Origin of the sequence: Pseudomonas sp. NKUCC02_KPG, assembly GCF_019345465.1 — a bacterium.
Taxonomy (GTDB): Bacteria; Pseudomonadota; Gammaproteobacteria; order Pseudomonadales; family Pseudomonadaceae; genus Aquipseudomonas.
In genome coordinates, this window is the sequence record NZ_JAHKRC010000011.1 from 174,018 (window position 1) to 196,411 (window position 22,394).

Consider the following 22,394-nt stretch of genomic DNA (forward strand, 5'->3'; position numbering starts at 1 on the left):
ACGATCGCCATTGTGGAGATAAATCGTAAGTCATTGATTTATAAGGATTAATTTATCTTAAAAAGTTGGCACAGGCCCTGCAATAGTAGAGATAACCCTGCTGCCATAAGACGGCGCAGATTTTAAAGAAGACAGGAGTTACTCGTATGAAGAAGTTCGCTATCGCTGCTGCAACTGCCACCGCTCTGACCCTGACCATGGCCAACGCTGCATTTGCTGCTCAAGCGACTACACAGGCACCGATGGTCGTCGCTGCTGGCGAAGTAACTAAAGCCAAGGAAGCCACTTCTGACACCTGGATCACCACCAAAGTGAAAGCTGACCTGGTGACTGAAAAAGGCATTCCGGGCACCGATATCAAAGTTGAGACAAACAAAGGTGTTGTTTCCCTTTCTTCGATGGTCCCAGTGACCGAAGCTCAAAAAGACATCGCTGTTGCCATCACCAAAAAGATCAAAGGCGTTAAAGCTGTCTCGGCTGATGGCCTGAAAGCCGAATAAACACCCCTCATTTCGTAGAACCGGGGGAAACAAAGCCGCAGCGGGTAATTTGAGCAGTACGCCCGCAGGCTTTGAAACAAGGTTCATGCGACGGCCATATGGATGTGGCCATTACAGCCCTCGGCGCTTGCGTCGGGGGCTGTTCTATTTCTGCTGAATATGTAGTCGCTGACGAGGCACGAGGCTGCGATGGGGTGCGTAGCAGCCCCGACCTTGTGGTGGTGCCCTTAATCGCAGCCTCGTGCCTCGTCAGCGACTACAGGTTTTGCCGGCACGCTTACTCGCTATCCAGATGCAGAGGCGAAATCACCCGGCCATCACTCTCTGCTTCACCCAGCGTGGCATCGATAAAGTACACGCGCTCATCAGCCAACTGGCCTTTGTCCACCAGGAAGTCCTTGATGCTGCTTGCGCGGTCCTGGCCGAGTTGACGCAACAGCACTTCGCTTTTGCTCCAGAAGTCGATCAATGCATCGGTCATTTTGGCAGCGCGCTCGTCACGGCTCAGGTCTTTCCATTCTGCAGGCGGCTGCTGTTTGAGACGGGTGCGGTAGATGCCTTCGAGCAACGGTCCTTTCTCATCATCCGGCACGGTCAGCAAACCCGCCTTGGCCGGGACTTTGTCACCACGGCGCTGGAGGATCTTGTAGTAGTTGTACTGGAACTCGCGCTCAAGACGTTCTTTCGCAATGAAAGGGCCATCACTGCTCTGTGCTGCAGTCCCTTCGATCTCCAGGCGCAAGGCTGGGCGTTCTTTCAACGCCTGGGCCAGGGTGGTCAGCGCTTTTTGCGCCTCCGGGCTCAGCTCGCTTGATCCTGGCGCGAATGAAACCGTGCCCAGGTCTTCGGCACCACCACCATTGATCAGGCCGCCAATGAACTTGAAGGGGGCTTGGGCGGCACGCAGCACCAGATTGCGCACGGTCTGCCAGATAATGGGCATCACACTGAATTGCGGGTTGTTAAGGTCGCCGCTGATCGGCAGTTCGATGGAGATCTTGCCGTCCGTGTCTTTGAGCAAAGCAATTGCTAGTTTGATCGGCAGATCAACCGCATCGGGGCTGTCGACTTTCTCCCCGAGCTGCAATTGCTCGACCACCAGTTTGTTCTCGGCCTTGAGCTGACCCTTGGTGATCATGTAGTGCAGATCAAGGTTCAGCCGACCCTTGCGGATACGGTAGCCGGCAAATTTGCCGGAGTAGGGCGTCAATGTCGTCAATTCGACACGCTTGAAGCTGGTGGCGATATCCAGGCTTGCCATCGGGTCAAACGGGTTGACGCTGCCCTTGATGGTCACCGGGGCATAACGGTCGACCTTACCCGCTATATTCACCGGGGCGGGCTTGGCATTGCGGCTATCGATGGTGCCGATCTGTCCGTTGAGCTGTTGAACGGCTGTCTGGAAGTTGGGTGTCAGGCTGAAGTCGGCGAAGTTGGCCGAGCCGTCGTTGATCGCAATCGCGCCTATGTGAATGCCCAGCGGCTTGTCCTTGCTGGCGGTGCTCTTGGCGGTGCTGCCTGCCGGTTGGGGGATCAGCAGGTCATCGATATTGGTGGTGCGGTCGTCGTTGATCATGAAGCGCACGTACGGCTTCTCGAAGTTGACCCTGGTCACCGACAAGCTATCGCCGTGCTGGTATTTCACGTCCTCCAGCACCAGTTTTTGCCACTTGAGGAAGTCGCGGTCTTTGAGTGTGTCCAGCGTGTGCAGTTGATCGACCTGTGCACGGCCCTCTACGGTAAAGGCCAGTGGCTCGGTGCTTTTGAGATTAACCGCCAGGTCGCTGCCGAGCATGCCGCTGCGCAGTTCAAGTCGTATGAACGGGTCGATGTAGGCCTGGGCGATACGCAGGTCGATGTCCTTGGTTGTAACCTTGAGCCTGGCACTCACCGGGCTCAGGTTGACGTCGCCACTGGCGTCAAGCTTGCCTTGCTTGCCCACACCGGTATCCAGTTTGAGGGTGAAGGGCGAGCGGTTCAGGCTGTCGAAGTTCTGCAGATTCAAGTTAAGCGGACCGATATCCAGCGCTACCGGGGTTTTGGGCTCTTTATCGGCGAGGTGTACGCGATAGTCGCGTAATTCAACATTCTTAAGCAGCACTTCCCAGGGCTTGCCCGGTGCTACGGGTGCTGATTTTGGTGCTTCAACCGTGACGACTTGTTCTTTTTTGGACGGTGCCTTTGTGGCTGGAGTGGTAAACAGTTTTTGCCAATCAAGCTGGCCATCCTTCTCGCGGGTGGCCCAGGTTTCGAGGTTGCGGCTGTTGATCTTGCCGACGACGACTTGCTGCTTGGCCAGATCCACGCGGGTGTCACTGACATCCAGGCGCTCCAGTCGTACCAGGGGGCGCCCGTCTGGAGCGTTGATCTTGAACGGAGCGATGCTGGCCGAGGCATTGGTCAGCACCATCTCGGTTTCTTTGGACAGGTTCAGGCTGTAATCGGTGCTGAAATTCAGCACGCCATCTTCCAGTACCAGTGGCAGGGCATCGCGTACATAAGGCCACCAGACCTTCATCTGGCCATCGGTAACTTTCAGTTTGCCGGTGGAGGCTATCGGCACCAGGCTTAACGTGCCGCTCCAGTCAATACGCCCGCCCGCCGGGCCGACAGCTACCAGGGTCATGTCGGCGTTGTCATCGGGCAGGGTGCTGAGGTTTTTCAGCTCCAGGTCCATTGAGTCGTACAAAAAATCAATGGGTTCGCTGGGACGCATATCGGTGAAGTGCAGGTAGCCGTCAGCCAGCTTGATGCTGTCGAGGCGCACAGGGAACGGTTTGCTGTCGGGTTCGCTCGGGGCAGGTTCGCTGGCCGGCAACTTGAACAGTTGGGTCAGATTGAGTGAGCCATCCTTGTTGAACAGCACCTCGGTCTTGGGCTTTTCCAGTTGGACTTCAGCCAGGTGCAACGCTTTTGTCCACAGGCTGTCGAGCTGAAGATTGACGTACAGCCGTTCAAAACCGATCTGTTCCTTGCCTGGTTCGCCGGTCCTGAACCCCCACAGTGTCAGCTCCAGGCTGAAAGGGTTGAATTCCAGCCGGTCGAGTTTGGCGGGCACCGTGGCGTAGTTGGCAAGCTGCTGGTTGATGATGCGCAGGCCAATGCCCGGCAGAATCAGGAAGCCAAGCACGCTGTACAGCGCGATAGCAATCAGCACGGCGCCGATGGCGCGGATCAATCCTTTGAGCATGTAGGGCGTCGTCTATAGCAGTCGGAGTGCCTTTGAGTATGGCACGCGTTTCTGGTTCCGAGACGAACGCTGTACTCAGAGGATGTTTTAAAACTGAAGGATCAAGGTTTTCAACGGTGGCTGCTGATCCTGGGACGGGAAGTCACTGGCCGGGGTCAATACTTGCCAGTCGCGAACCGGGCGGCCTGCCTTCTCGGCACAGCGCAAAACCTGTTCGCGCCAGTCGTCCATGCTGACCTTCGCCAGGTTGTTGCAACAAATCAGCACGCCGTCCGGGGCGGTAGTCAACACCGCAGGCTTGAGCAGGCTTTGGTAATCGCGCAGCAGATCGACTGTGCCGAATGCGCTTTTGGCCCATGCAGGGGGGTCAAGCAACACCAGATCATATTCACGTTGATCCAGTCGCGGGTAGGCGGGCAGCTTGTGGCGGCGTTGAATAATCGGCAAGCCGGCCAGTTGGCGGATGGCTGCAAAATAGTCGGACTGCACGAACTTCATCTTGGGCAATTGAGGGTTCAGCAGGCCGTTTTCCCGGCCCACCGCGAGGTTACCCTCGGCGAAATCGAGATTGCAGACTTCACGGGCGCCACCCGCAGCCGCACTCAGGCCCACGCCGCAAGTGTAGGAGAAGAGGTTGAGTACGCTTTTGCCGGCACTGTGTTGTTTGACCCAGCCGCGAGCGTTGCGCAGATCGAGAAACAACAGAGGGTCTTGCCCGGCATGGCGCCCGCGCACGCGGTACTTCAGCCCCCATTCGTGGCCGACGGTGTCTTCGAGTGCGGCATCTTCAGCGCGGTACACGGTATCTTCGCGATCAATGCGTGAATTGCCCTGGGAGCGGTCGTTGTAAACCAGCAACAGGTCGAGGCCCAAGTGACGATTGATCGCGTCATGCAGTTGCAGCAAATCATCGCGCTCAAGACGCTGATGAAAGCTTTGCACCAGCAGTTGCGGGCCGTAGCGGTCGATGGTCAGTCCGCCAGCGCCTTCCTGGCTGCCGTGGAACAGGCGATAGCAGTCAGTGCCCTGAGCATGCAGCTCGGCCAACAGGTCGTGACGGTTATCGAGGGCGGCGCGCAGCGCCTGATTCAAGGAAGACATGCCATGCGCCTTGGGGGATAGATAAGGCGCGGCAGTTTAGCAGAATAGGGTGTACGAAACTTCAGTGTGGAAGCGGGCTTGCTCACGATCGTATCCGCGCGGCTTGACCGACAGACCGAGTAGTCTGCATCGCGAGCAAGCCCGCTCCCACAGGGTGTGCGGTTACTCCCGCTCGATCGCCAGTGCCACGCCCTGGCCACCGCCAATGCACAGGGTTGCCAGGCCTTTTTTCCCGTCGCGCTTGATCATTTCGTGGAGCAGGGTGACGAGGATACGGCAGCCCGACGCTCCAATCGGGTGGCCAATGGCAATAGCCCCTCCGTTGACGTTGACCTTGCTCGCGTCCCAGTTCAACTCTTTGCCCACTGCCAGCGCTTGTGCCGCGAACGCTTCGTTGGCTTCGATCAGGTCCAGTTGCTCAAGGCTCCAGCCTGCCTTGCTCAGGCAGCGCTGAGTGGCGCTCACAGGACCGATACCCATGATGGCCGGGTCTACGCCAGCGTTGGCGTAGGCGGCAATCCTGGCCAGCACCGGCAAGCCAAGGGCTTTGGCCTTGGTGGCACTCATCAGCATCACTGCGGCTGCGCCGTCATTGAGTGAGGATGCATTACCCGCGGTCACGGAGCCGTCCTTCTTGAAGGCTGGACGAAGCTTGGCCAACGACTCGGCAGTGGTGCCTGCGCGAGGCTGTTCGTCGGTGGCGAAAGCGATCGGATCGCCTTTGCGCTGCGGGATCAGGATGGGGGTGATCTCATCGACAAAGCGCCCGGCTTCAATAGCTGCCGTGGCTTTTTGTTGCGAGGCGGCGGCAAAGGCGTCTTGCGCTTCACGGCTGATGTCGTACTTATCCACAAGGTTCTCTGCAGTGATACCCATGTGGTAGTCGTTGAACGCATCCCACAGGCCATCGCTGATCATGGTGTCGACGATCTGGCCGTGGCCCATGCGCAGGCCGGTGCGGGCACCGGGCATGATGTAGTTGGACAGGCTCATGTTTTCCTGTCCGCCGGCAATGATCACCTCTGCATCGCCGCAACGAATCGCCTGGGCGGCCAGGTGCAGGGCCTTGAGGCCCGAGCCGCAGACTTTGTTGAGGGTCAAGGCAGGAACCGCGAAGGGTAGCCCGGCCTTGATTGCAGCCTGGCGAGCAGGGTTTTGCCCGGCCCCGGCGGTCAGTACCTGGCCCATGATAACTTCGTCGACCTGAGTGCCATCCAGCCCGGTTTGCACCAGTAACTGGCGGATGACCGCAGCGCCCAGTTCCACGGCGGGTACATGGGCCAGGGAGCCTTGAAAACTGCCAACGGCAGTGCGGGTAGCGGCAACGATTACGACATCTTGCATTGCTAGAGTCCTCTTTATTCTTGGAGTGTTGTGCTCGGAGTCAGGCGGGCATGGTGGCATGAAATTCACCCATGGGTGTAGTCGCTGCCGCAGGCTGCGATTGCATCGGTACAGTCCGTCAGATTGGTCGTTGCAGTTGTATCGCAGCCTGCGTTCCTCGGCAGCGACTACAGGCTTTTGTTGCTCAACCCCATGCGCCGCCGTGCTCGTTGCACGGAGCCATTGCGCACGGCCCAGCGAAGGATCGGCGCCGTACTGTTCACTTCGGCCCGCACCAGCTTGCGAATCAGAGGACGCTGGTGCAGTCCCAGTTGATCGCTGGCCCAGTCAGGCAGCAAATCAATCCCGGCCTTCATCATCAGCGCGCCAAAGGGTTTGGCCAGCAGGCTGGGGGAGGGAGCATTGAGCAGCAAGCGAATCACCTCGTGGCTACGCTCATCACACAGCAATTGTGGACGGATTGCCTCGAGGTAGTCGGTCACTTGCTGGCGTGAGCGCGGAACGTTTGTAGCGCCCAGGCGTTCAGCGATCATGGCTATTTCGTCGTAGTAACGATCCTGATCTGCACCGGATAAATGGGGGTTGCGATAGCGCAAGTGAGCGGCGAGGAAATTGCTGACCTCTGCCACATGCACCCAGGTCAACAATTCGGGGTCGCTGGCGGCATAGGGGCGACCATCGAGGCCGGTGCCGGTGACTTGCAGGTGGATGGTACGCACCTTGTCGATCAGCCAGTTGGCATCACCGGTGGCACCGAAAGTGGTTCCAGAAATGAACTGCCCGGTGCGGCGTAACCGACCCAGCATGTCCTGACGAAAATTGGAGTGGTCCCACACCCCGGCCAGGGCCAGTGGGTGCAAGGCTTGCAGCATCAAGGCGCTGATGCCGCCAATCAGCATGCTGGTGAAATCACCATGTACCTGCCAACTGATGGAGTCCGGGCCAAACAGGCCGGGATCGCCCTTGGGGTTTTCGAGGTCGAGCTGGCCGAGGGAGAGCCCGGTCAGGCTCATGATCTGGCGTTCGATGGGGCGGCGGATAAGTTCCATGATGCCTTTCTCGATGGTGCCAGCCAGTCGGTGAAGACTGGCTGGCTATCAATCAACCGCGATGGCGACCGCGGAAGTAGTTGATCAGACCTTGGGTCGAAGCATCGTCGGCCGGCTCTTCCTGGCTGCCGACCAGGCGGTTGTAAACGCCCTTGCCCAGTTCCTTGCCCAGCTCGACACCCCATTGGTCGAAGGCGTTGATGCCCCAGATCACGCTTTGCACAAAGACCTTGTGCTCGTACAGCGCAACCAGCGCGCCCAGACGACGCGGGCTGATGCGTTCAACCACCAGGGTATTGCTCGGACGGTTGCCTGGAATCACCTTGTGCGGTGCGAGTTTTTGCACCTCTTCTTCGGCCATGCCTTTGTCGCGCAATTCAGTTTCGGCTTCTTCGCGGGTTTTACCCAGCATCAGAGCCTGGCTTTGCGACAGGCAGTTGGCATACAGCCACTGATGGTGATCGGCCACAGGGTTGAAACTGACGATCGGCACGATGAAATCGGCCGGGATCAGCTGGGTGCCCTGATGCAGTAACTGGTGATACGCATGCTGACCGTTGCAGCCTACGCCGCCCCAGATGACAGGACCCGTGTCGGTGGACACCGGAGTGCCGTCCTGGCGCACGCTTTTGCCGTTGGACTCCATGTCCAGCTGTTGCAAGTGTTTGGTGATGTTGCGCAGGTAGTGGTCGTACGGCAGGATCGCGTGGCTTTGTGCGCCCCAGAAATTGCCATACCAGACACCCAGTGCGGCCATCAGCACAGGCATGTTCTGTTCAAACGGAGCGGTCTGGAAGTGCTGGTCCATGGTGTAGGCACCGGACAGAAGCTCCTTGAAGTTGGACATGCCGATTGCCAGGGCAATTGGCAAGCCGATGGCCGACCACAGCGAGTAACGCCCGCCGACCCAGTCCCACATCGGGAAGATGTTCTCTTCGCGAATACCGAAGGCCACAGCGGCCGCGTTGTTGCTCGATACGGCGATAAAGTGGCGATGCAGCTCTGCTTCCGAACCGCCCTGGGCCAGGTACCAGGCCCGGGCAGCCTGAGCGTTTTTCAGGGTTTCGAGGGTGTTGAAGGATTTGGACGAAACGATAAACAGCGTGGTTTCGGCGCGCAATTTGGCGGTCAGTTCATGGAATTCACTGCCGTCGATATTTGCCAGGTAGTGGCAACGCACCCCTTTTTGGGCGTAGGACAACAGCGCTTCAGAGACCAGCTCGGGGCCCAGGAAAGAGCCACCAATGCCAATGTTGACGATATCGGTGATCGGTTTTTCGGTGTAACCACGCCACAGACCGTCGTGAATCCTGCCGACCAGCTCGGTCATCTGGTTCAGGACTTTATGCACCTCGGGCATGATGTTCACGCCGTTCACCGACAGTTTGTCGGCAACCGGGCGGCGCAGCGCGGTGTGCAAGGCTGGACGGCCTTCAGAGGCGTTGACGATTTCGCCACCAAACAGCGACTTGATCGCGCCTTTGAGATCGACCTCGTTGGCGAGATTGACCAACAGGTCGCGGGTCTCGTTGGTGATCAGGTTTTTCGAGTAGTCCAGAAACAGCCCGCAGCTGCTCAGGGTGAATTCTTCAAAACGTTTGGGGTTGCTGTTAAACGCGTCGCGCATGCTGAAATTTTGCATGTCAGCGCGGTGGAGTTTCAACGCTTGCCAAGCGGGCAGAGCGGTAACGTCATGAGGGGTGCGGTAGTACGCCATCGCTGCGGATATCCTTTTTGCTTGAACTGCCTTTGGACACTGAAAACGCCTGCACCTTTTTATTATCGAGGTGCCCGGTCGGTCTGATTCTGCACGTCAGCTAGAAGCAGGGCGATTACAGTACCTCTCTCGCCTGCTTCTGTCTTGGCTTTGTCTGACAACAAACGGTAACTTTTGTCACCGCTGTGTCACACGAGCTGAATCGTTTCAGTGTTTCTTTATGGAGTGCGGGTCATTCCGCGGGTCCGCGCAGTCGGCTCTGTCAGAGCGCGCTGTCGAGGTTTAAGTGCACGTTGTCGATTAAACGGGTGGCGCCCATAAAAGCCGCGACCAAAATCACCAGGTCACGATCAGTGGCCGTGGCCGGGAGCAAAGTCTGGCCGTGACGCACTTCCAGGTAGTCGGGGCGAAAGCCGATGGCTTCGATCTGCGCCAGATGCTGGCTGACCAATGCCGGGTAATCGCGCTCACCAGCTTCAATGGCGTGAGCCATCTCGCTCAAATGACGGTACAGCGCAGGTGCCAGGGCACGCTGCTCTTCGCTCAGGTAACCATTTCGCGAAGACAGGGCCAGGCCATCTTCGGCGCGTACGGTCGGTTCACTGATGATCTGGATCGGAAAGTTGAGGTCGTTGACCATTGCACGAATGACTGCCAGCTGCTGGTAGTCCTTTTGGCCAAAGATCGCCAGATCAGGCTGAACCATATTGAACAGTTTGCTGACCACCGTGGTCACGCCATCGAAATGCCCCGGGCGACGGCTGCCGCACAGTTCATTGCTCAACTTGGCGGCAGTAACACGGGTCAGGCCCTCCATGCCGTTGGGGTACATTTCCTCGACGGTTGGGGCAAACAGCAAATGGCAACCTGCCTGCAGGAGTCTTTCCTGATCGGCCGCCAGAGTGCGCGGATAGGTGGCGAGGTCTTCGTTGGCACCAAACTGCAGCGGGTTTACAAAAATGCTGGCCACTACAAAGTCAGCCTGTTGCGCGGCGGTGGTGACCAGTGCGCCATGACCGCTGTGCAGATTGCCCATGGTCGGAACCAGGGCTATTTGTTTGCCTTCGCGGCGTGCACGGGCGATAACGGCGCGCAATTCGCGAACGGTTTTAACTGTGTTCATGCAGAGAATCCGTGTTCGGTAGCAGGAAAGCTGACGGCTTTGACTTCAGTGACGTAGGCACTCAGGGCGGACTGGATGTCAGGCTGGCCGGTCATGAAGTTCTTCACAAACTTGGGCACGCGCCCCGTCAGCGACAGGCCGAGCATGTCGTGCAGCACCAGAACCTGTCCGTCTGTGTCACTGCCGGCACCAATGCCGATAACCGGGATTTTCACTGCGTGGGTGATTTCTGCCGCCAGTTCGCTCGGTACGCACTCAAGCAGCAGCATGGCTGCGCCTGCTTGCTCCAGGGCAATGGCGTCGGCACGCATCTGGCGCGCCTGGTTTTCGTTGCGTCCCTGAACTTTGTAACCGCCCAGTACGTTCACCGTCTGCGGGGTCAGACCCATGTGCGCGCACACAGGGATACCTCGTTCGGTCATGGCGCGAATCGATTCGGCGAGCCACACGGCGCCTTCGACTTTGACCATGTGCGCGCCGGCTTTCATCAGCAGCGCGCTGTTGTTCAGGCTTTGTTCCAGGGTCGCATTCGCCATGAAGGCCATGTCTGCGAGAATCAGGGCGTCCTGGTTACCGCGTTTGACGCAAGCCACGTGGTAAGCCATGTCGGCGGTCGTCACAGGCAATGTGCTGTCATGCCCTTGTAGAACCATGCCCAGGGAGTCGCCTACCAGTAACACTTCAACACCGGCCTGATTGCAGGCATGGGCAAAGGTGGCGTCATAGCACGTCAGCATGGTGATTTTTTCACCTTTTTGCTTAAGGCTTTGCAGGGTGGTCAGGGTAATAGCTGGCATGAAAAGGATCCTCGTCAGGCAGTGTGATAACCACTGCGAGTAACGCGTGTGATTCATCGTTATGAACAGGCACACCTTTATAGAGGGCGCTTATAAAGCCTGCTTTTCACATTGCGCCATCCAGCGGATGGCAGCGGGATGCCTATAGTCGTGACGAGCTCACAGGAAGTCAATTCCGGGTGTTACCGCAAAGGTGTTACCCGGTTATTGATTCGTTTCAGCTTAAGCGGTGATGCGCTCAAGCCCGATGAATGGGCAGTCGGCCAGCAATTGCGACAGGCTACGGCCATCGGCGAGTTTCAGGGATGCTGGCGCCACTTCAGCCAGGGGGTAGAGCACAAAAGGTCGGGCGTGCATGTGGTAGTGGGGGACTTTGAGGCGGGGTTCGTCGATCAGGCGATCGCCAAACAGCAAAATGTCGAGATCCAGGGTGCGTGGGCCCCAGCGTTCGTGGCGTTCGCGACCTTGATCTAGCTCGATGGCTTGCAGTGCGTCGAGCAGGTCCAGAGGTGGCAGCGTGCTGTCGATGGCGGCCACGGCATTGGTGTAGCGCGGCTGACCGGGTAGCAATGAATCGCTTTGATAGAACGCCGACACCCCGACGAGTCGGGAGTCAGGCAATTGCGCCAGTGCCTGGACGGCACTGCGCAATTGCTCTTCAGGGGCGGCCAAGTTGCTGCCCATTCCAATGTAGACGCGCTCCATCGCTTACTCGTCCGCTGCGGCGCTGCGTTTGCGCTTGGCACCGCTGGTGCGGCGACGTTTACGCGGTGCAGGCCCGGTGCCGTCATCCTTGGCGTTGCTCAGGTCACGAATCATGTCGCGGCGACCGCTGTCATTGGCGTCCTGATAGTCCGTCCACCACTCGCCCAGGCCATTGGTCTGCTCGCCTGCGCTTTCACGCAGCAGCAAGAAGTCGTAGCCGGCACGGAAGCGCGGGTTGTCGAGCAACATGTCGGCACGTTTGCCGCTGCGCCGTGGCAGGCGCTCCTGCATGTCCCAGATCTCGCGAATCGGCATGGTGAAACGCTTGGGAATGGCAATGCGCTGGCACTGTTCGGCGATCAGTTCGTGCGCGGCTTCCTGCATGGCAGGAATGGGCGGCATGCCTTGATCTTGCAGACGCAGTACACGGGCCGGCAGGGCAGGCCAGAGCAGGGCAGCAAACAGGAAGGCCGGAGTTACCGGTTTGCCCTGTTTGATCCGCAGATCGGTGTTGCGCAAGGCTTCGCTGATCAGGGTGTGGGTGTATGTCGGATTGTGTTCCAGTGCTTCGGCGCTGGCCGGGAACAGTGGGTCGAACAACTCGAGGTCAACCAGCATTTCGAAGGTGTCTGAAGCGTTACCCGAGAGGAACAGCTTGAGGACTTCTTCGAACAACCGTGCCGAGGGGATTTCGCGCAGCATGGGGGCCAGTTCGCGAATCGGCTCGGCGGTGTGTTTTTCGATGCCAAAGTTGAGCTTGGCGGCAAAACGCACTGCGCGCAGCATGCGCACCGGATCTTCCTGGTAGCGCTGTTGCGGGTCACCAATCAGGCGCAGCAAGCGGTTACGTATGTCGTGTACGCCATTGGCGTAGTCGAGGATGCGTTCGCTGACCGGGTCGTAGTACAGGGCGTTGATCGTGAAGTCACGACGCTGGGCGTCTTCTTCAAGGGTGCCGTAAACGTTGTCGCGCAAGATGCGCCCGCTCTCGTTACGTGAGGACTGGTTGCTGTCTTCCTCTTCGTCGTTTTGCGGGTGATTGGCACGGAAGGTTGCGACTTCAATGATTTCGCGACCAAAGTGGATATGCACCAGTTTGAAACGTCGACCGATGATTCGCGCATTGCGAAACTCGGCGCGCACTTGTTCAGGCGTGGCGCTGGTAGCGACGTCAAAGTCTTTTGGCGTGATGTTGAGCAGCATGTCGCGTACGCAACCGCCTACCAGATAGGCCTGGTAACCGGCGTTCTGCAGGCGCTCGACGATGTTGACCGCGTAGCGGCTGAACTGGGCACGTTGCAGCGAGTGTTGGCTGCTGTTGAGCACTTCAGGGGTGCTGCGCAGTTGTTGCGTACGACGCTTGGGGGAACGGAATGACTGGAACAGCTTCTTCAGCATGGGATGCACTGTTTGAAGGAATGTTCGGCCAAAACGAAGAATGACCGCATGATGGGCGGGGATTCTAGCATTTAGTCAGGGGATGGTGTAGGACGCTGAGTCGCTCTTGTGAGCGAAGCTGCAGGTAACAGGCAAAAATAGCTGCGAGAACGTTGAGGTAGAGGCGTGGGAGTTTTTTCTGAATCGCAGCAAGCACAAGGGGAGCCAAAGCTCCCCCAGAATGAATTGCATGCTCTATTTTTATTATTGATTGCGGGCTTTTTGTTTTTGTTAATCGCCCTGGTTACAGAGGTCTTGCCTGAGTAACCCTCCCAATCGGGAGATAAGAGCAAACGGATTGCTTTGGTCGCTGTGTTGATGTGATCCATGATCCAACTAGTTCAGGCTCTGCTTTAAGTGCAGTTTTTGTTGTTCTCTGCCTAGTCGTGGGGCAAGCCCCATTTACAACGCCTCTCCAAAACAATCAGTTAGCTGCGCCTCCGCCGTGTTGTTCTTGTTATGCGTGAGCCGATACGTCTTATTTTTATTGTGTGTTGCTGTGATTCTTATTGTTCTTGTACGAATACATATAGCAGGGGTCGTGCCAACTTTTGCACGGGCCAGCAAAATAAGGGTTTTTTAGTGTTTTTGCTTTTTTCAGGGCAAAAAAAAGCCGGGTCATCGTTACCTTAAGACCCGGCTTTTGTTACGTGATTTGACTGAGGTAACAGTTTTTTTACATTTAAACGTGTTACCTAGCCCTCGCTTGGCACGCCGGTTTTGCGCCGAGGAATGCCCAGGCGTTGGCGCCGCTCCCACAAGCACTTGCGGCTGACCCCCAGTTTGCGGGCCAGTTCTGTCTCGGTCATGTGGTCCTGATGCTCAAGCACGAAGTGCTGGAAGTAGTCTTCCAGTGACAGATCTTCGGTCGGATCAAGGCTGGTGTTACCGTTGACGATACTCTGCTGCGGGGCCAGGCCGATAAAATCATCGTCTTGCAGATCGCTCAGCTCAATATCGATACCCAGCAGTTCAGCCGAAATTTCCGGGCTTTCACACAGGATCACCGCTCGCTCTACTGCGTTTTCCAGTTCACGCACGTTACCCGGCCAGGAGTAATGACTGATTGCCCGCTCGGCATCGGGGGCGAATTTCAGGTCAGTGCGGCCAATGCGGGCACTTTGGCGTGCAAGAAAAGCGTTGGCGATTTCGTTCACGTCAGCGCCACGCTCGCGCAATGCGGGCAGCTTGAGTGCGATGACGTGCAGGCGGTAGTACAAGTCTTCGCGGAACTGACCGACCTTGGCCAGGCTTTTCAGGTCGCGGTGCGTCGCGGCAATCAGACGTACATCGACCTTTTGCGACTGCACGGAACCTACGCGGCGAATCTCGCCCTCTTGCAGCACGCGAAGCAGACGGGCTTGGGCCTCAAGCGGCAGTTCGCCGATTTCATCAAGGAACAGTGTTCCGCCGTCGGCCGCTTCAACCAGGCCTGCACGGCCAGCGCTGGCGCCGGTAAACGCGCCTTTTTCGTGGCCGAACAGTTCGGACTCGATCAGAGATTCAGGAATGGCTGCGCAGTTCACCGAAATCATCGGTGCCTTGGCTCGCCGGGAAAGATTGTGCAGGGCGCGTGCAACCAGCTCTTTGCCGGTACCGGATTCACCCTGGATCAAGACATTGGAATCGGTTGGCGCGACTTTGCGGATCTTGCTGTACATGTCCAGCATGGGTGGGCAGGAGCCGATGATGCCGATTTCACCGTTGCTGTTATCCACAGCACTTTTGTCGCTGACACCCGGTTTGGCAGGGCGCTCGACAGGTGCGCTCTGGACGTTTTGCCGGTCACGCAGAATACGCGCCACCGCTTGCAGCATTTCATCGTGATCAAAGGGTTTGGCGATGTAGTCGACAGCGCCCATTTTCATCGAGTCAACAGCCGAGCGCAGGCTGGCATAGCTGGTCATGATCAGCACCGGCTTGCCTTGGCCGAGCTTGATCAGCTCGGTGCCCGGAGCGCCTGGCAGGCGCAGGTCGCTGACAATCAAGTCGAACGAGGGGATGCTGAAACGCTCCTGTGCTTCTTGCACCGAGCCGGCCTCGCTGACCTGGTACTGGTTACGCTCCAGTAAACGGCGTAACGCGGAGCGGATGATGGTTTCATCTTCGACGATCAAAATATGCGGCATTGATTCGGTTCTCTCGACGGTCTCAGTTCACAGCGGACGTCGCTTCGACATGACGCGGTAGTGTCACCCGGATACGGGTTCCGCGTTGGCTGTGAATGTCAGCCGGGCTGTCGATGGTGATTTGTCCATAATGCTCTTCAACGATGGAATAGACCAGTGCAAGGCCCAGACCGGTGCCTTCGCCAGGGTCCTTGGTGGTGAAAAACGGTTCGAACAATCGATCCATGATGTTCTTGGGGATGCCTGTGCCTTCGTCTTCCACGATGAGGTCGACGGTGTGCTCGCTGGCTTCGCTCTTGACCCTCACTGCACTCCCGGCCGGTGAGGCGTCACGGGCGTTGGAGAGCAGGTTGATCAATACTTGGGCGAGTCGTTGCGGGTCTCCGTCGACCCAATGATCAGGGTCGCAGAGGTTATAGAACTGCACCTCGAAATTGCGTCGGTTCAGGGCCAGCAGGCCAATGGCATCCTGTGCCACTTCGGCCAGACAGACGGGCTCGTCATTGTGCTGGTGGCTGCCGGCATGGGCGAAGCTCATCAAGGACTGGACGATGCGCGAGATACGTTTGGTCTGTTCAAGAATCTGGCTGCTGATTTCAGTCAGCTCGCTGTCGTCTTCGCGTTCCTCGCGCAGGTTTTGCGCCAGGCAGGCGATCCCGGTGACAGGGTTGCCGATTTCGTGAGCGACACCCGCCGCCAGGCGTCCGATGCTGGCCAGTCGCTCGGAATGCACCAGCTTGTCTTCGAGCATCTGGGTTTCTGTAAGGTCTTCGACCAGTAACACCAGGCCGCTGTTTCCTGGGGCCAGAGGTTCATCGATCGCGGCTTTGTGCAGGTTGAGCCAGCGAGTCTGGCCATCCAGGGCCAGGTGCTGCTTGTGCAAGTGTTCGTCAGGCAGGTCGATAAAGCCTTGCAACAACTCTCGCCACGGATCTCCCAGGGTGCTAAGGCGCGAACCCACCACACGCTGGGCCGGGATACCGGTCAACTCTTCCATGGCCTTGTTCCACATCAGGATCTCTTGATCCTTGGCCAGCGAACAAACGCCCATGGGCAGCTCTTGCAAGGTTTGGCGGTGATAACGGCGCAAGGCGTCGAGTTCGGCTGCCAGCCCCGTCAGGCGTGAGTGGTAGTCCTCAAGCCGGCTTTCAATGAAGTGGATGTCTTCGGTGACGTAGTTTTCGCCGCCCGACTTGTAGGGCAAAAAGGTTTCGACCATGTCCTGGGCAACGCTGGGGCCCATCAAGCCTGAAAGGTTGGCTTCGATACGGTCGCGCAAACGGCGCAAGGCGTAGGGGCGGCGCTCGTCGAACGGTAAGAACAGGTCACGCAGTGCTTGCTCGACTTCTTTTTGTGCCGCCTTGGCGCCCAACGGTTTGGCCAGCTGGGTGGCGAATTCTTGCGGTGAGGCGGCGTGCAGCTCGCGCCGTTGTGGACGGCGTACATTGTCGACGGCGCAAGCTTCGGCGGCACTGGCCTCTTCGGGGCTGGCGTTGGTGAACAGCGAAATCAGGGTGAACATCAGGACGTTGGCTGCCAGTGAGGCGATTGCCGCCATGTGCCAGCTGGTGTCGTCCAGCACATAGATCATGTTCAGCCACGGGATGTAGAACCCCTGGAAGTTGCCGATCAGCGGGAACAGCATGCTCGCCATCCACACCAGAATCCCTGCCAGCAATCCGGCAATAAAGCCGCGGCGGTTGGCGGTCGGCCAGTACAGCACCGAGAGCACGCCCGGCAGGAACTGCAAGGTCGCGACGAATGCGACGATACCGAGGTTGGCCAGATCCTGTTCGGCGCCCAGCAGCAGGTAAAAGCCATAGCCAGCCATGATGATGGCTACGATCAGTGCCCGGCGGGTCCACTTCAGCCAGCGGTAGATGTTGCCTTCGGCGGGTGGCTGATAAAGCGGCAGCACCAGATGGTTCAGGGCCATGCCGGACAGTGCCAGGGTGGTGACGATGATCAGCCCGCTAGAGGCAGACAATCCGCCGACATAGGCCAGCAACGCAAGGGGTTTGCTGTTGGCGGCGATGCCGATACCGAGGGTGAAGTACTCGGGATTGGTGGTGGCGCCCAGCTTGAGGCCAGCCCATAGAATCAGCGGCACGGCCAGGCTCATCAGCAGCAGGAACAGCGGCAGGCCCCAGCTGGCGCTGACCAGTCCGCGCGGGTTGAGGTTCTCGGTGAAGGTCATGTGATACATGTGCGGCATCACGATGGCCGAGGCGAAAAACACCAGCAGCAAGGTACGCCACGGGCCTTCTTGCAATGGCGTGTGCAGAGCGGCGAGGGCGGTCTGGTTTTGCAGCAGCCAGACTTCAAGCTGTTGCGGGCCGTCGAACACACCATAAAGCGCGTAGAGGCCCACCCCGCCAATGGCGATCAGTTTGATTACCGACTCAAAGGCGATCGCGAAGACCAAACCTTCGTGTTTTTCACGGGTGGCGATGTGCCGCGAGCCGAAGAAGATCGTAAACAGGGTAATCAGCGCACAGAAGCTCAGGGCGACGCGGTGTTGCACGGGTTCGCGTGTGAGGATGCTGATGGAGTCGGCCACGGCCTGGATCTGCAGGGCCAGCAGCGGTAACACGCCTATGAGCATGAAAATCGTGGTCAGCGCACCGGCCCATGTGCTGCGAAAACGGAAAGCGAACAAGTCAGCCAGGGATGAAAGCTGATAAGTGCGGGTAATTTTCAGGATGGGGTAGAGCAGCACGGGCGCCAGCAAAAAGGCCCCGGAAACCCCCAGGTAGCTGGATAGAAATCCATAGCCGTATTCGTAGGCCAGGCCCACCGTGCCGTAAAACGCCCAGGCACTGGCATAGACGCCCAGCGACAGTGTGTAGGTCAGCGGGTGGCGAATGATTGCGCGCGGGATCATGCCGCGTTCACTGATCCAGGCCACACCAAACAGTACCCCCAGGTAGGCGGCGCTGATCAGGATCATCTGGGTCAGGCTAAAGCTCATCGGCATCTTTTTGGCTCTGAAGAATAAAGGTCACAACGATCAGAATCAGCCAGAGCAGATAGGGCCTGTACCAGGCACCTGTCGCATCGATCCACCAATCCATGATGGCGGGAGAAAACAGGTAGATCCCGACAACCAACAACAGGACCAATCGATAGATATACATCCCGCCCTCACTTTTACAGGCCGCATGCCCAAAAACGTGCGGCGATGGTAACGGATGGCTGGCAACCTGCAAGGGTTGTCAGCGTAATTGCGCTTCGGGGAGGGTCAGTGTGCGCGGGATTTTGGCTGCGCTCCAGTGAGCGATGCCCCAATCCAGGACTTCACGCGGGGTGGCGTCGTTCAAGCATTCGTCAGGCGTCTGACCCAGGGCGCGCAAGGCGCGAAGCAGCAATGGTGTTGCCTGCTCGGGTGTCAGGGGCGGCGAGCGGTACGATTTGCCGAGCTTGTGGCCATCGGGCTGCACGATCAGCGGCACATGCAGGTAGCGCGGTTGTGACAAGCCCAGCAGCTCCTGCAGGTAGAGCTGGCGCGGTGTGGAGTCCAGCAGGTCGGCGCCACGCACGATATCCGTCACACCCTGGGCGGCGTCATCGAGCACCACGGCCAGTTGGTAGGCATACAGGCCGTCCCGGCGCCTGATCACAAAGTCCCCCACATCCCGTCCCAGATGCTGACCAAACAAGCCCTGAGCCCGATCCTCAAAACGGTATTCGAGCTCGGGGACGCGTATGCGGATAGCGGCGTTTTCCATCGAGTGGCCCGCATTGCGGCACAGCCCCGGGTAAATGCCGTTATAGCCTTCAAGCTGTTTGCGCGAACAGGTGCAGGCGTAAGCCAGGCCCATGCTGAACAGTCGGTTCAGCACTTGGGCGTATGCCTCGTGACGGTCGCTTTGGCGAACCAGTTCGCCGTCCCATTCAAAACCGTAGCGTTCAAGGGCATCCAGAATGGCGGCTTGTGCACCGGGCATTTCGCGGGGAGGGTCGAGGTCTTCCATGCGCAGCAGCCAGCGGCCACCCACAGAGCGGGCATCCAGATAAGAAGCGAGGGCGGCGACCAGCGAGCCAAAGTGCAGGTGGCCACTGGGCGTTGGGGCGAAGCGCCCGATGTAGGAGGGAGCAGTCATGGACGTGGGCCGGTTTTGTGTGGGAGCGGGCGTGCTCGCGATGGGGCTACCCGGTTTAGAGCGATTGGCGCGGTGATGCTATCGCGAGCAAGCCCGCTCCCACGCAGGACACAGAAAGTCCAAAAACAAAAATGGGGCGTTCGCACGCCCCATTCAGTCAAGCCAGCGATTACTTGCCGACTTGTTTTTCCTTGATTTCAGCCAAGGTCTTGCAGTCTACGCACATGTCGGCAGTAGGACGGGCCTCGAGTCGACGAATACCGATCTCGACACCACAGGATTCGCACCAGCCGTATTCCTCGTCTTCGATCAGTTGGAGAGTCTTGTCGATTTTCTTGATCAGCTTGCGCTCGCGATCGCGGGCGCGCAGTTCCAGGCTGAACTCTTCTTCCTGGCTAGCGCGGTCGGATGGGTCAGGAAAGTTTGCCGCTTCGTCTTTCATGTGATCAACGGTGCGGTCGACTTCCTGCATCAAGTCCTGTTTCCACTTTTGCAGAATCTTGGTGAAGTGCTTGCGCATGGGCTCGCCCATGTACTCTTCGCCCTTCTTTTCAACGTAGGGTTCGAAGCCGCTAAGTTGAGTATTCTGTTGCTTGGTTTGTGTGGGCATGAAATGGACCGCCTCTCATTCTTCTAATCCATTGCGCAGGATTGCAACATCACCGACACCTGCCGGCCCTGCGGCTGCAAGCGGGCGAACTTACCAGATCAAATCGGGCTGCGCTACTCCCGCATGTCTAGCCCGTTGTCAGTGGTTGTGTACAGAGCCTGTGGTGCTTGAGATTAGTACCTGAATATTAATTTTAGTCGAGCTATGACCAAAGGCTGGGTTGTTTGGTTCTATAGGCCGCTTGCCTAAGACAGTAATTAGCTCTCCCTTGTGGCACTGCTTGGGTAGAATCAGGCTTTTGCTTACCCAGGAAGGCAGGCTCATGGCTCAGTCTTACAGTGCGCGCAGCCGCGCAATCGAACCGTTCCACGTGATGGCGTTGTTGGCGCGTGCCAACGAGCTTCAGGCTGCGGGGCACGATGTGATTCACCTGGAAATCGGGGAGCCGGATTTCACCACGGCTGAGCCGATCATTGCCGCGGGGCAGGCCGCCCTGGCTGCCGGAAAAACCCGCTACACCGCAGCACGTGGTCTGCCGGAGCTGCGCGAGGCGATCTCCGGGTTCTATCAGCAGCGTTATGGATTGAACATCGATCCTTCACGGATACTTGTCACTCCAGGTGGTTCTGGCGCCTTGTTGCTTGCATCCAGCCTGCTGGTCGATCCCGGAAAACACTGGCTGCTTGCAGATCCTGGCTACCCCTGTAATCGACATTTCCTACGTCTGGTAGAGGGAGCCGCGCAATTGGTGCCGGTTGGCCCGGAGGTGCGCTACCAACTGACGGCGGATCTGGTCGAGCGCTACTGGAATCAAGACAGTGTAGGTGCGCTGGTGGCATCCCCGGCCAACCCTACCGGTACGATCTTGAACCGTGATGAGCTGGCGGCACTGTCTACGGCGATCAAGGCCCGCAACGGGCATCTGGTGGTGGATGAGATTTACCATGGCCTGACCTATGGCTGCGATGCGACGAGCGTGCTTGAAGTCGATGACAGCGCGTTTGTGCTCAATAGCTTTTCCAAGTATTTCGGCATGACCGGGTGGCGTTTGGGCTGGCTGGTGGCACCGCCTGAAGCCGTGGCTGATCTGGAGAAGCTCGCGCAGAACCTCTATATCAGCGCGCCAAGCATGGCTCAATACGCAGCCCTGGCCTGTTTTGAACCGCAGACACTGGCCATTCTGGAAGAGCGTCGGGCCGAATTCGGGCGGCGTCGTGACTTTCTGTTGCCGGCCTTGCGTGAGCTTGGCTTTGGTATTGCGGTAGAGCCAGAGGGTGCGTTTTACCTGTACGCCGATATCAGCGCGTTTGGCGGCGATGCGTTTGCATTTTGCCAGCACTTTCTTGAAACCCAGCACATAGCCTTTACGCCGGGCCTGGATTTTGGGCGCTTCAAGTCAGGGCACCACGTACGGTTTGCCTACACTCAAAGTTTGCCGCGCCTGCAGGAGGCCGTTGAGCGGATCGCCCTTGGTCTCAAGAGCTGGAAAGGCTGATGCGTTTTTCACCTGAACTGGAAGAAGGGCGGCTGATCAAGCGCTACAAGCGTTTCCTGGCGGATATCGAAACCACCACTGGCGAGTTGATGACCATCCACTGCCCGAATACGGGCTCCATGCTCAATTGCATGGTCGAAGGTGGTCAGGTCTGGTTCAGCCGCTCCAATGATCCCAAGCGCAAATTGCCGGGCACTTGGGAAATCAGCCAAACCCCGCAAGGGCGGTTGGCGTGCGTGAATACCGCGCGAGCCAATCACTTGATCGAGGAGGCGTTGTTGGCAGGGGTGATTACTGAGCTTGATGGCTTCACTGCACTCAAGCGTGAAGTCCCTTACGGCCAGGAAAAAAGCCGGATTGATTTCCGTCTGGAATACCCCCAAGGCTTTGCCTTTGTAGAGGTCAAGAGTGTGACCCTGGGTTTTGACGACTCTCGTGTCGCTGCATTTCCGGATGCTGTTACGCAGCGTGGTGCCAAGCATCTGCGCGAGCTTGCCACCCTGGCGCGTGAAGGGGTGCGTGCCGTTCAGCTGTATTGCGTCAACCTTACGGGTATCGACGCGGTGCGTCCGGCCCAGGAGATCGACCCCGGTTACGCGGCAGCGTTGCGCGAGGCGGTCGCTGCCGGGGTGCAAGTGCTGGCGTATGGCGTAAGCCTGACGCCTGATGGAGTGGTGGTTGATCGCCGACTAGACGTCATCCTCTGACACTTGTGGCGTAATCCAGATCCCTTGACTGTCTTCACGGCAGTCAAGGGCTGTCAGAAACTGCCCGGCGCAAGGCCCGGCAACGCATTCACCGCTTTCGATCAGAAACAGTGCCGAGTGAGTCGCGCACTGGATCAGGCTGGCGCTTGAGTCGAGAAACTGATCCGGTTGCCATTCCAGTGTTACCCCGCGATGGGGGCAGCGGTTTTTGTAGGCATATACCTGGCCTTCACGACGAATGACGAGCAGGCTCAGCTCATCCAGCTCGAAGCCACGGCTGGCGCCTTCGCTTAGTGCCTGTGAGGGGCATAAAAACTTCATGGCAATCCTTAATAGCAGCCAAACGGCTGTGTGGTTGACGTGTTTCAGCGTGGGTTAAGAGGTTGA

Annotated in this window: 18 protein-coding genes; 3 read left to right on the plus strand and 15 right to left on the minus strand. The window is 58.1% G+C overall.

The features are described 5' to 3' along the window. Positions 1 to 146: 146 nt before the first annotated feature. Positions 147 to 500: a BON domain-containing protein gene (locus KO536_RS16275; RefSeq protein WP_219262441.1), complete on the plus strand. Its 354-nt coding sequence runs from the start codon at positions 147 to 149 to the stop codon at positions 498 to 500. 277 nt (positions 501 to 777) lie between these two features. Here the strand turns inward: KO536_RS16275 and KO536_RS16280 are convergent, their stop codons facing one another. From KO536_RS16280 to dksA, 14 genes are all read right to left on the minus strand, one after another. Next, a complete protein-coding gene (locus KO536_RS16280; protein ID WP_219262442.1) occupies positions 778 to 3,690 on the minus strand; it encodes a DUF748 domain-containing protein in 2,913 nt (970 codons plus the stop codon). A gap of 87 nt (positions 3,691 to 3,777) precedes the next feature. After that, complete coding sequence (locus KO536_RS16285; RefSeq protein ID WP_133078297.1) at positions 3,778 to 4,791, minus strand: class I SAM-dependent rRNA methyltransferase; 1,014 nt, start codon at positions 4,789 to 4,791, stop codon at positions 3,778 to 3,780. A gap of 162 nt (positions 4,792 to 4,953) precedes the next feature. Continuing rightward, positions 4,954 to 6,135 (minus strand): acetyl-CoA C-acetyltransferase, encoded by a 1,182-nt coding sequence (locus KO536_RS16290; protein ID WP_219262443.1) that lies wholly within the window; start codon positions 6,133 to 6,135, stop codon positions 4,954 to 4,956. A 167-nt stretch (positions 6,136 to 6,302) separates the two neighbouring features. Beyond that, positions 6,303 to 7,184, minus strand: a complete 882-nt coding sequence (locus tag KO536_RS16295; protein WP_219262444.1) for an oxygenase MpaB family protein — start codon at positions 7,182 to 7,184, stop codon at positions 6,303 to 6,305. A gap of 52 nt (positions 7,185 to 7,236) precedes the next feature. Further along, positions 7,237 to 8,901, minus strand: a complete 1,665-nt coding sequence (gene pgi / locus KO536_RS16300; protein ID WP_133078294.1) for a glucose-6-phosphate isomerase — start codon at positions 8,899 to 8,901, stop codon at positions 7,237 to 7,239. 262 nt (positions 8,902 to 9,163) lie between these two features. Beyond that, positions 9,164 to 10,024, minus strand: a complete 861-nt coding sequence (gene panC, locus KO536_RS16305; protein WP_133078293.1) for a pantoate--beta-alanine ligase — start codon at positions 10,022 to 10,024, stop codon at positions 9,164 to 9,166. Beyond that, a complete protein-coding gene (panB, locus tag KO536_RS16310; RefSeq protein WP_133078292.1) occupies positions 10,021 to 10,821 on the minus strand; it encodes a 3-methyl-2-oxobutanoate hydroxymethyltransferase in 801 nt (266 codons plus the stop codon). The genes panC and panB overlap by 4 nt, the downstream gene beginning before the upstream one ends. Before the next feature lie 222 nt (positions 10,822 to 11,043). Next, on the minus strand, positions 11,044 to 11,526 hold the full coding sequence (folK, locus tag KO536_RS16315; RefSeq protein WP_133078291.1) for a 2-amino-4-hydroxy-6-hydroxymethyldihydropteridine diphosphokinase: 483 nt from the start codon (positions 11,524 to 11,526) through the stop codon (positions 11,044 to 11,046). A gap of 3 nt (positions 11,527 to 11,529) precedes the next feature. Then, on the minus strand, positions 11,530 to 12,924 hold the full coding sequence (locus KO536_RS16320; RefSeq protein WP_133078290.1) for a polynucleotide adenylyltransferase PcnB: 1,395 nt from the start codon (positions 12,922 to 12,924) through the stop codon (positions 11,530 to 11,532). 734 nt (positions 12,925 to 13,658) lie between these two features. After that, positions 13,659 to 15,092: a sigma-54 dependent transcriptional regulator gene (locus KO536_RS16325; protein ID WP_133078288.1), complete on the minus strand. Its 1,434-nt coding sequence runs from the start codon at positions 15,090 to 15,092 to the stop codon at positions 13,659 to 13,661. Between the two features lie 22 nt (positions 15,093 to 15,114). Further along, complete coding sequence (locus tag KO536_RS16330; protein ID WP_219262445.1) at positions 15,115 to 18,069, minus strand: sensor histidine kinase; 2,955 nt, start codon at positions 18,067 to 18,069, stop codon at positions 15,115 to 15,117. Beyond that, complete coding sequence (locus tag KO536_RS16335; RefSeq protein ID WP_003176118.1) at positions 18,053 to 18,229, minus strand: hypothetical protein; 177 nt, start codon at positions 18,227 to 18,229, stop codon at positions 18,053 to 18,055. Before KO536_RS16335 ends, KO536_RS16330 begins: the two co-directional genes overlap by 17 nt. Positions 18,230 to 18,307: 78 nt before the next feature. Beyond that, positions 18,308 to 19,195: a tRNA glutamyl-Q(34) synthetase GluQRS gene (gene gluQRS, locus KO536_RS16340; RefSeq protein ID WP_219262446.1), complete on the minus strand. Its 888-nt coding sequence runs from the start codon at positions 19,193 to 19,195 to the stop codon at positions 18,308 to 18,310. 169 nt (positions 19,196 to 19,364) lie between these two features. Continuing rightward, a complete protein-coding gene (dksA, locus tag KO536_RS16345) occupies positions 19,365 to 19,805 on the minus strand; it encodes an RNA polymerase-binding protein DksA (protein ID WP_133078285.1) in 441 nt (146 codons plus the stop codon). Positions 19,806 to 20,127: 322 nt separating this feature from the next. Here dksA and KO536_RS16350 point away from each other — a divergent pair, with 322 nt between their 5' ends. Next, complete coding sequence (locus KO536_RS16350; protein ID WP_133078284.1) at positions 20,128 to 21,300, plus strand: pyridoxal phosphate-dependent aminotransferase; 1,173 nt, start codon at positions 20,128 to 20,130, stop codon at positions 21,298 to 21,300. Continuing rightward, the gene (gene sfsA / locus KO536_RS16355) at positions 21,300 to 22,007 is read left to right on the plus strand and encodes a DNA/RNA nuclease SfsA (RefSeq protein WP_133078283.1); all 708 of its coding nucleotides are present in this window, start codon (positions 21,300 to 21,302) and stop codon (positions 22,005 to 22,007) included. Before KO536_RS16350 ends, sfsA begins: the two co-directional genes overlap by 1 nt. Here sfsA and KO536_RS16360 read toward each other — a convergent pair. Next, entirely contained in the window at positions 21,990 to 22,328 is a 339-nt protein-coding gene (locus KO536_RS16360) for a Rieske (2Fe-2S) protein (protein WP_133078282.1), read from the minus strand. The two genes, sfsA and KO536_RS16360, sit on opposite strands and share 18 nt — an antisense overlap. Positions 22,329 to 22,394: the final 66 nt, after the last annotated feature.

Coding starts and splice junctions, on each gene's coding strand:
- KO536_RS16275 (WP_219262441.1), top strand. CDS start 147: ATGAAGAAGTTCGCTATCGCTGCTGCAACTGCCACCGCTCTGACCCTG.
- KO536_RS16280 (WP_219262442.1), bottom strand. CDS start 3,690: ATGCTCAAAGGATTGATCCGCGCCATCGGCGCCGTGCTGATTGCTATC.
- KO536_RS16285 (WP_133078297.1), bottom strand. CDS start 4,791: ATGTCTTCCTTGAATCAGGCGCTGCGCGCCGCCCTCGATAACCGTCAC.
- KO536_RS16290 (WP_219262443.1), bottom strand. CDS start 6,135: ATGCAAGATGTCGTAATCGTTGCCGCTACCCGCACTGCCGTTGGCAGT.
- KO536_RS16295 (WP_219262444.1), bottom strand. CDS start 7,184: ATGGAACTTATCCGCCGCCCCATCGAACGCCAGATCATGAGCCTGACC.
- pgi (WP_133078294.1), bottom strand. CDS start 8,901: ATGGCGTACTACCGCACCCCTCATGACGTTACCGCTCTGCCCGCTTGG.
- panC (WP_133078293.1), bottom strand. CDS start 10,024: ATGAACACAGTTAAAACCGTTCGCGAATTGCGCGCCGTTATCGCCCGT.
- panB (WP_133078292.1), bottom strand. CDS start 10,821: ATGCCAGCTATTACCCTGACCACCCTGCAAAGCCTTAAGCAAAAAGGT.
- folK (WP_133078291.1), bottom strand. CDS start 11,526: ATGGAGCGCGTCTACATTGGAATGGGCAGCAACTTGGCCGCCCCTGAA.
- KO536_RS16320 (WP_133078290.1), bottom strand. CDS start 12,924: ATGCTGAAGAAGCTGTTCCAGTCATTCCGTTCCCCCAAGCGTCGTACG.
- KO536_RS16325 (WP_133078288.1), bottom strand. CDS start 15,092: ATGCCGCATATTTTGATCGTCGAAGATGAAACCATCATCCGCTCCGCG.
- KO536_RS16330 (WP_219262445.1), bottom strand. CDS start 18,069: ATGCCGATGAGCTTTAGCCTGACCCAGATGATCCTGATCAGCGCCGCC.
- KO536_RS16335 (WP_003176118.1), bottom strand. CDS start 18,229: ATGTATATCTATCGATTGGTCCTGTTGTTGGTTGTCGGGATCTACCTG.
- gluQRS (WP_219262446.1), bottom strand. CDS start 19,195: ATGACTGCTCCCTCCTACATCGGGCGCTTCGCCCCAACGCCCAGTGGC.
- dksA (WP_133078285.1), bottom strand. CDS start 19,805: ATGCCCACACAAACCAAGCAACAGAATACTCAACTTAGCGGCTTCGAA.
- KO536_RS16350 (WP_133078284.1), top strand. CDS start 20,128: ATGGCTCAGTCTTACAGTGCGCGCAGCCGCGCAATCGAACCGTTCCAC.
- sfsA (WP_133078283.1), top strand. CDS start 21,300: ATGCGTTTTTCACCTGAACTGGAAGAAGGGCGGCTGATCAAGCGCTAC.
- KO536_RS16360 (WP_133078282.1), bottom strand. CDS start 22,328: ATGAAGTTTTTATGCCCCTCACAGGCACTAAGCGAAGGCGCCAGCCGT.